Annotated in this window: 7 protein-coding genes; all 7 read left to right on the top strand. The window is 61.0% G+C overall.

The features are described from left to right. Positions 1–12 precede the first annotated feature (12 nt). The 7 genes from ACR0AO_RS23335 to ACR0AO_RS23365 all read left to right on the top strand — a co-directional run bounded on the left by ACR0AO_RS23335 (position 13) and on the right by ACR0AO_RS23365 (position 6,283). Positions 13–393: a hypothetical protein gene (locus ACR0AO_RS23335; RefSeq protein WP_257600359.1), complete on the top strand. Its 381-nt coding sequence runs from the start codon at positions 13–15 to the stop codon at positions 391–393. 44 nt (positions 394–437) lie between these two features. Further along, positions 438–1,226: a transporter family protein gene (locus ACR0AO_RS23340; RefSeq protein ID WP_480608985.1), complete on the top strand. Its 789-nt coding sequence runs from the start codon at positions 438–440 to the stop codon at positions 1,224–1,226. A gap of 45 nt (positions 1,227–1,271) precedes the next feature. After that, entirely contained in the window at positions 1,272–2,330 is a 1,059-nt protein-coding gene (locus tag ACR0AO_RS23345) for a DUF1254 domain-containing protein (RefSeq protein ID WP_480608987.1), read from the top strand. Positions 2,331–2,347: 17 nt separating this feature from the next. Next, positions 2,348–3,349, top strand: a complete 1,002-nt coding sequence (locus ACR0AO_RS23350; RefSeq protein WP_480608988.1) for a DUF1214 domain-containing protein — start codon at positions 2,348–2,350, stop codon at positions 3,347–3,349. A gap of 55 nt (positions 3,350–3,404) precedes the next feature. After that, the gene (locus ACR0AO_RS23355) at positions 3,405–5,123 is read left to right on the top strand and encodes an alkaline phosphatase family protein (protein ID WP_480608990.1); all 1,719 of its coding nucleotides are present in this window, start codon (positions 3,405–3,407) and stop codon (positions 5,121–5,123) included. A gap of 189 nt (positions 5,124–5,312) precedes the next feature. Beyond that, positions 5,313–5,909: a DUF6088 family protein gene (locus tag ACR0AO_RS23360; protein WP_480608992.1), complete on the top strand. Its 597-nt coding sequence runs from the start codon at positions 5,313–5,315 to the stop codon at positions 5,907–5,909. Positions 5,910–5,911: 2 nt separating this feature from the next. Continuing rightward, positions 5,912–6,283: a nucleotidyl transferase AbiEii/AbiGii toxin family protein gene (locus ACR0AO_RS23365; protein WP_480608995.1), complete on the top strand. Its 372-nt coding sequence runs from the start codon at positions 5,912–5,914 to the stop codon at positions 6,281–6,283. The last annotated feature ends 62 nt before the right edge of the window (positions 6,284–6,345 follow it).

Raw genomic sequence — 6,345 nt, forward strand, 5'->3', positions numbered from 1 at the left:
GGAAGCTTCTTAATGCCGAATTCTGTTTTGAAACATGCGGTCGTTACCGCCTGTCTTGTCACTCTCGCATGCTCAGCCCAGGCCGATGAGGCAATGGAACTCATGCTCGACGAGGCGATGCCGCACATGCATCACAGCTGCGAAAGCGTGTTGGAGACCTATCCCGACGATGACGAGGCGGTTGCTGGGATCGTCCGCCTGATGGTCGCGGTCTCGCTCTACAACCGTCAGATCGACGTGCTGGCCCTGGTGCCCGACGAAGACAAGCGCGCCGGTCTGAGGGATGAGTTCACCGAGGAACTGGAAGACGCCTGCGACGACGATCCCGGTCGGCTTCTCGCCGGCGCTGTGGATGACGCCGTGAAGAACACGATGGCGGCCTTTGATGGATGACCGGCCAGCCTGACCCGAAAAACGCTTCCCTGAAGGCGTATCTGATGTCTATGTGTCTGCTTTTGCACCGCTGTCTTCTCGCGGCCTGCACGCTATTTCCAGTTGCCGCCGCTGCGCAAGACACAGCTGATTTGGCGCAGGATCTTGCGAACCCGCTGGCCGCCATCATCTCGGTGCCGCTTCAGCTGAACTATGACCAGAACATCGGCGTCGCCGGTCAGGGAAGCCGGACGACGCTGAACCTGCAGCCGGTGATCCCCTTTGCGTTGGACAATGGGGCGAACATCGTGACGCGCACGATCATCCCCTATGTCTGGCAGGAGGACGTGATCCCCGGCACGTCACAGAGCGGCATCGGCGACGTGCTCTTTAGCGCGTGGTATTCGCGAACGACCGAGACGGACCTGACATGGGGAATCGGCCCCGTTGTCCGCATCCCGACAGGGTCCGACGTGTCCACGGACACCTGGGCGGCGGGCATCACCGGCATCGCCCTGCAGCAGACCGGCCCATGGACCTATGGCGCCCTGGCCAACCATCTTTGGGATGTCGAAAGCAATCCCACGACGCCCACCAGCGCCACCTTCTTCCAGCCCTTCGTCGCCTATTCGACCGAAGACGCCTGGACCTTCTCTCTGCAGAGCGAGTCAACCTATGACTGGAAGGCCGACGCCTGGTCGGTGCCGATCAACGCGTCGGTCTCGAAACTCGCCCTCATTGCCGGGCGGCCCGTAAATTTCCAGGCCGGCGCCGGCTATTGGCTTGAGAGCCCGGCCGGCGGGCCCAAGGGCTGGCGGTTCCGCCTGCAGGTCCAGTTTGTGTTCCAAAGATGACGGGAAGCGCATGTCTGCCCAAACACTTCTGAGAAGGAAAATCCGATGAAGAAACAAATTCAGAGCATTGCCATCGCGGCCGCTGTCGCAAGCCTGTGCGCCGCCCCCGCCTCGGCCCAGTTCGCCGATGACAACCTCGACGCCCTCGTGGACGCCCGCGAGATCCCGGTTAACGTCGACAACTTTATCCGTGCCGCGACAGACATCGAGTTCGGCAAATATGTTGCCCTCGCCAGAGGGGTGAACAAGTTCTACCACTTCCGCGATATGATGCCCGTCGACAATCAGACGACCATCAGCGCGAACCGGGATACGCTCTACAGCACAGCGATCATCGATATCAGCGAGGGCGCTACTTTCACTCTTCCCGATGTCGGCGACCGCTACATGTCGGCGATGGTCATCAACCAGGATCACTACCTTAACAAGGTCTTCCACGGCGGCGGCACCTATACGCTCGACATGGACACGTTCCACACGCCCTATGTCGCCGTCTACCTGCGCGTGCTGCTGGATGCGACCGACCCCGCGGACCTGGCCGCCGTCCATGCGATCCAGGACCAGATGTCGATCGAGGCCGCTTCGTCCGAGCCCTTCATCGTCCCGCCCTATGACCAGGAGAGCTACATGGGGCTTGTTAAGGCCGCCGTCGGTGTCGGCGCCTACCTGCCGAACAGTTTCCACATGTTCGGCAAGAAGGAGGATGTCGATCCGGTGCGGCATTTCATCGGGACGGCCGGGGGCTGGGGCGGATTGCCCGAGGATGAGGCACTTTATCTCGGGATCTCGCCGAACCTGCCGGTCGGGAAATACAAGATCGAAGTGCCTGCCGAGGTTCGGGTCAAGGATTTCTGGTCGGTCAGCCTCTATGATGCGAACCGCTATTTCGCGCCGAACGCGATGGGCGCTTATGTCGTCAATTCCGTCAGCGGAACGCGCAATTCGGACGGTTCCATGACCGTGCACCTGGGCGGCTGCGAGGACGGGCGCGTGAATTGCCTGCCGCTCGTCGAGGGGTGGCAATACACCGTGCGGCTCTATCGAGCAGCGCCGGAGGTGCTGGATGGAAGTTGGGTCTTCCCCGGCGTCGAACCCGCGAATTGACAGAAAGGACAGAGAACATGCGAAATCTCCTTCTTGCCGTTGCGCTCTTCGCATCCGCGCCCGTCTTTGCCGAGGACATCACGATCCAGAACCTCATGCGCGCCGAGAGCGACACGATGTTCCGGCTCTCCATGAAGAACAACGGAACTGGCGTCGGCGAGATCGCCCATGAGCGCGAAGTAACCTCCGCTGACAAACCGCAGCCGATCATCCGACCCAACCAGGACACCTTGTATTCGGCCGCCATCATCGACCTGTCCGAGCCGGTGACGGTGACGCTGCCCGAGGGTGACGGGCGATTCCAGTCGGTGCTGGTGATCAGCCAGGACCATTACAACTTCGCCTATGCCGAACCCGGTGCCTATGAACTGACCGAGGACGAGGTCGGAACCCGTTTCGCGATGCTCCTGTTCCGCACCTTTGTTGACGCCGGCGATCCCGACGATGCCGCGCGCGCTCATGCGGTACAGGACGGAATACGCCTCGAAGGCGGCGGAACTGGCCCCTTCGAGGCGCCGGACTGGGACCTTGAAAACCTTGCAGCAGCGCGTAAGGCGATCAGCGACCTCGCCGCTGCCGTCGGCCTCGATGCCAGCATCGCCTTCGGCCGTCGCGACGAGGTGGACCCGCTTGGCCATCTGATCGGGATGGCGGGCTGGGCAGGGCAACCGGCCACGACGGCCAGTGCTTTTGTCGACGCCGTCGACAAGAATGACGGTGAGACCCCCCACGCCGTAACGCTTCAGGACGTGCCGGTGGACGCGTTTTGGTCGATCACCGTTTACGACGCTGACGGCTTCCTCGCGCCCAACGATCTAGGGCGGAACAGCTACAACAACACCTCGGCCACCCCGAATGAGGACGGCTCCTACACCATCCATTTCGGCGGCTGCGATGACGGCCGGATCAACTGCATCCCCCTCACACCGGGCTGGAACTACACGGTCCGGCTCTACCAGCCGCGCGCCGAAATCCTCGATGGCAGCTGGACCTTCCCGGATGTCCTGCCCGTAAACTGATGACGCCACGGCCCGCGCACCGCGTGGGCCGACCGACGAGAGGAAGGAGCCTTCGATGTTGGTAAAACAGCCTATCCAAATGGCCAGTTGCATCTTGTTCCTGGCGTTTTCCTTGGCGAACGCTGCAATAGCCGAGGACAAGCCGCGCCTCATCCTCCAGATCACCGTCGACCAACTGCGCGGCGACCTACCGTTCCGCCACTACGACCAATTCGGGCTGGGCGGTTTCCGCTATCTGATGGATCAGGGCGTCTACTATGACAACGCCCACCATGCGCACGCCAACACCGAAACCGTCGTCGGCCACACCACGCTGGCCACCGGCGCGCATCCGGCGGCCCATGGCATGGTCGGCAACCTCTGGTTCGACCGCGCGACCGGGCGCACCATCTACAATGTCGAGGACGCCGACTATCCGCTCCTCACCCAGGGTGCCGATGTCAACCCCGAGACCGAGGTCGACCCCACCCAGCTTGCCGCCAGTTCCGATGGCCGCTCGCCCCGTGCCATCCTGACCACCACCTTTTCCGATGAACTCACCATCGCCACCCAGGGCCGCGCCAAGGTCTTTGGCGTCTCGGTCAAGGATCGCGGCGCCGTCTCAATGGCAGGCCACACGGGCAAAGCGTTCTGGTTCTCCAAATCCGCCGGCGAATTCGTCACCTCCAGCTACTACTATGACAGCTACCCCTCTTGGGTGACCGACTGGAACGCCAAGGATTTCCTGCAGAATTACCTTAACACCTCTTGGGAGCTGACCCATCCCATCGACAGCTACCTCTTCGGTGACCGCGACGATCAGGCATGGGAAACCGACCTTGCCGGGTTCGGACGCACCTTTCCGCACCCCTATTCCACCATCGACCCGCTGTCGTGGAAGAACGACCCCTATTTCGCCACGCTTCTCACCTTCAGCCCCGCCGGGGACGAGATTACCGCCGATTTCGCCAAGACCCTGATCACAGCCGAGGGGCTGGGCCAGGATGATATCACCGATTACCTGTCGGTCAGCTTTTCGGCGACCGACTATGTCGGCCACGGCTTCGGACCCTCCAGCCTGGAGGCCGAGGAAAACCTGATCCGGCTTGACCGCACCCTGGCCGATCTCTTCGCCTTCATCGACGCCGAGATCGGGCTTGAGAACACCCTGATCGCCCTTTCCGCCGATCACGGCACCCCCGAGGCGCCGGGATACCTGGCCGAGCTGGGAGAGATGGGCGGCTACGTCAACCCCGAGCACTGGGCGACCCAGCCCGCCGCCGACCGCATCCGCGCGCGCTTTGGCCTTACCGGTCCGCTGATCGCAGGCTATGACCACCCCTACCTGACCCTCTCGGACGAGGTGCACAGCCGCACAGACATTGACCTTGTCGCGCTGGAAACCGCCATCGCAGAGGAGCTTTCGGCCTTCGAAGGCATCGCCTTCGCCGTGCCCTCATCGCGCATTCGCACGGGCGCCCTGCCCGACAATGCGCTGATGCGGGCTGTGGCCAACAACTACAACCCCGACCGCTCGGGTGACATCTACCTCGTCACCAGCCCCGGCTGGTTCATCAACGATTTCGACGGTCTGTCGGTCACGGTCACCCACGGCTCGCCCTGGCGCTATGACACTCACGTGCCCATCACCTTTGCCGGCTTCGGCCTCGCGCCTCAGCGGGTCTCGCGCCGCGTGCACACGGTCGACCTGGCGCTGACGCTTGCCGCCATCGCAGACACGCGTCCACCCGACGGCGCCGCAGGAGAGGTGCTGGGGGAAGTCGTCGGATACTAGGTGCCTCGCGGCGATGCAGAGTGGAGACAGTGATTGGGTTAGATTGAACGTCGGCTTCCAGCTTTTCGAGCTGACGGGTTCGAGGTAGCAGAGAAGGACCGCTTCCCGCCCTACTTACAAAAACACCCAGATATTCCCCTAACTTGAATGTCAGAAAAAAGTATTATATTTTCTGACAAGGAGAAAACTATGATCACCTCATCGATTAGACAACGCATCATCGGAAAAGGCCGGGGCGCAATCTTTGCGCCAACCGACTTTCTGGATATTGGCTCCCGCACAAGCGTGGATCAGGCATTGTCGCGTTTGGCGGATCAAGGGATGATCCGACGGTTAACGCGTGGGCTTTATGACTATCCGAGAAAGAGCGCCCGATTAGGGCTGTTGTCTCCGTCAGCCGATGACATAGCCAAAGCGATTGCACGCAAAGACAACCAGGTTCTACAGCCCTCCCCTGCCATGGCAGCCAACCAGTTGGGGCTGTCGACCCAAGTGCCGTCCAAGCCGACTTATATGACCGACGGCCCGACCCGCACCAAGACAATTGGTCGACAAGTCATCCAGTTTCGAAATGCATCATCCAAAACGCTAGTTGGTGCAGGCCAGAAAACCGGCGCCGTATTTCAGGCGTTACGCTATGTTGGCAAAAATCGGGTGGATAGCCGTGTTGTCGACACGCTGGCCCGCAATCTGGATATTAAGGACCGCGCCTTGCTCGCAAAACAAAGTAGATATGTACCGGCCTGGATGCACCCGGTGGTGCAGCAAATCGTGGCGCGGAACTGATCGTGGACCAGTTTGCCAACGATACTCCAAAGAACCGTGAGGAGGCCTTTCAGGAATCGGCCGCACAGCTTGGTTTGTCCAAAGCAATCGTCGAGAAGGATTTCTGGGTATGTTGGTCACTGAAACATCTATTCGCCCTGCCCTCTTTTGGCGCTCACATGATCTTCAAGGGCGGGACATCGCTATCCAAGGCCTATGACATCATCCATCGGTTCTCAGAAGACGTGGATCTGTCTCTCGACCGGGCGCAGCTCGGGTTTGAGGGCGAACGTGACCCCGAGCACCCTGCCCTTTCCGGCAAAAAACAAAGGCAACTGCTGCAGGAACTTCAGGATACGGCCACTAGGGGTCTGCTCCGGCTGGGGGCAGAATGACACCCTAAGGTTGGGCGTCATCGATTTTTCCACCTGTATTCGCCTGTGAGCAGGATATGCGC

It is taken from the genome of Ruegeria sp. AF8 (assembly GCF_056541825.1).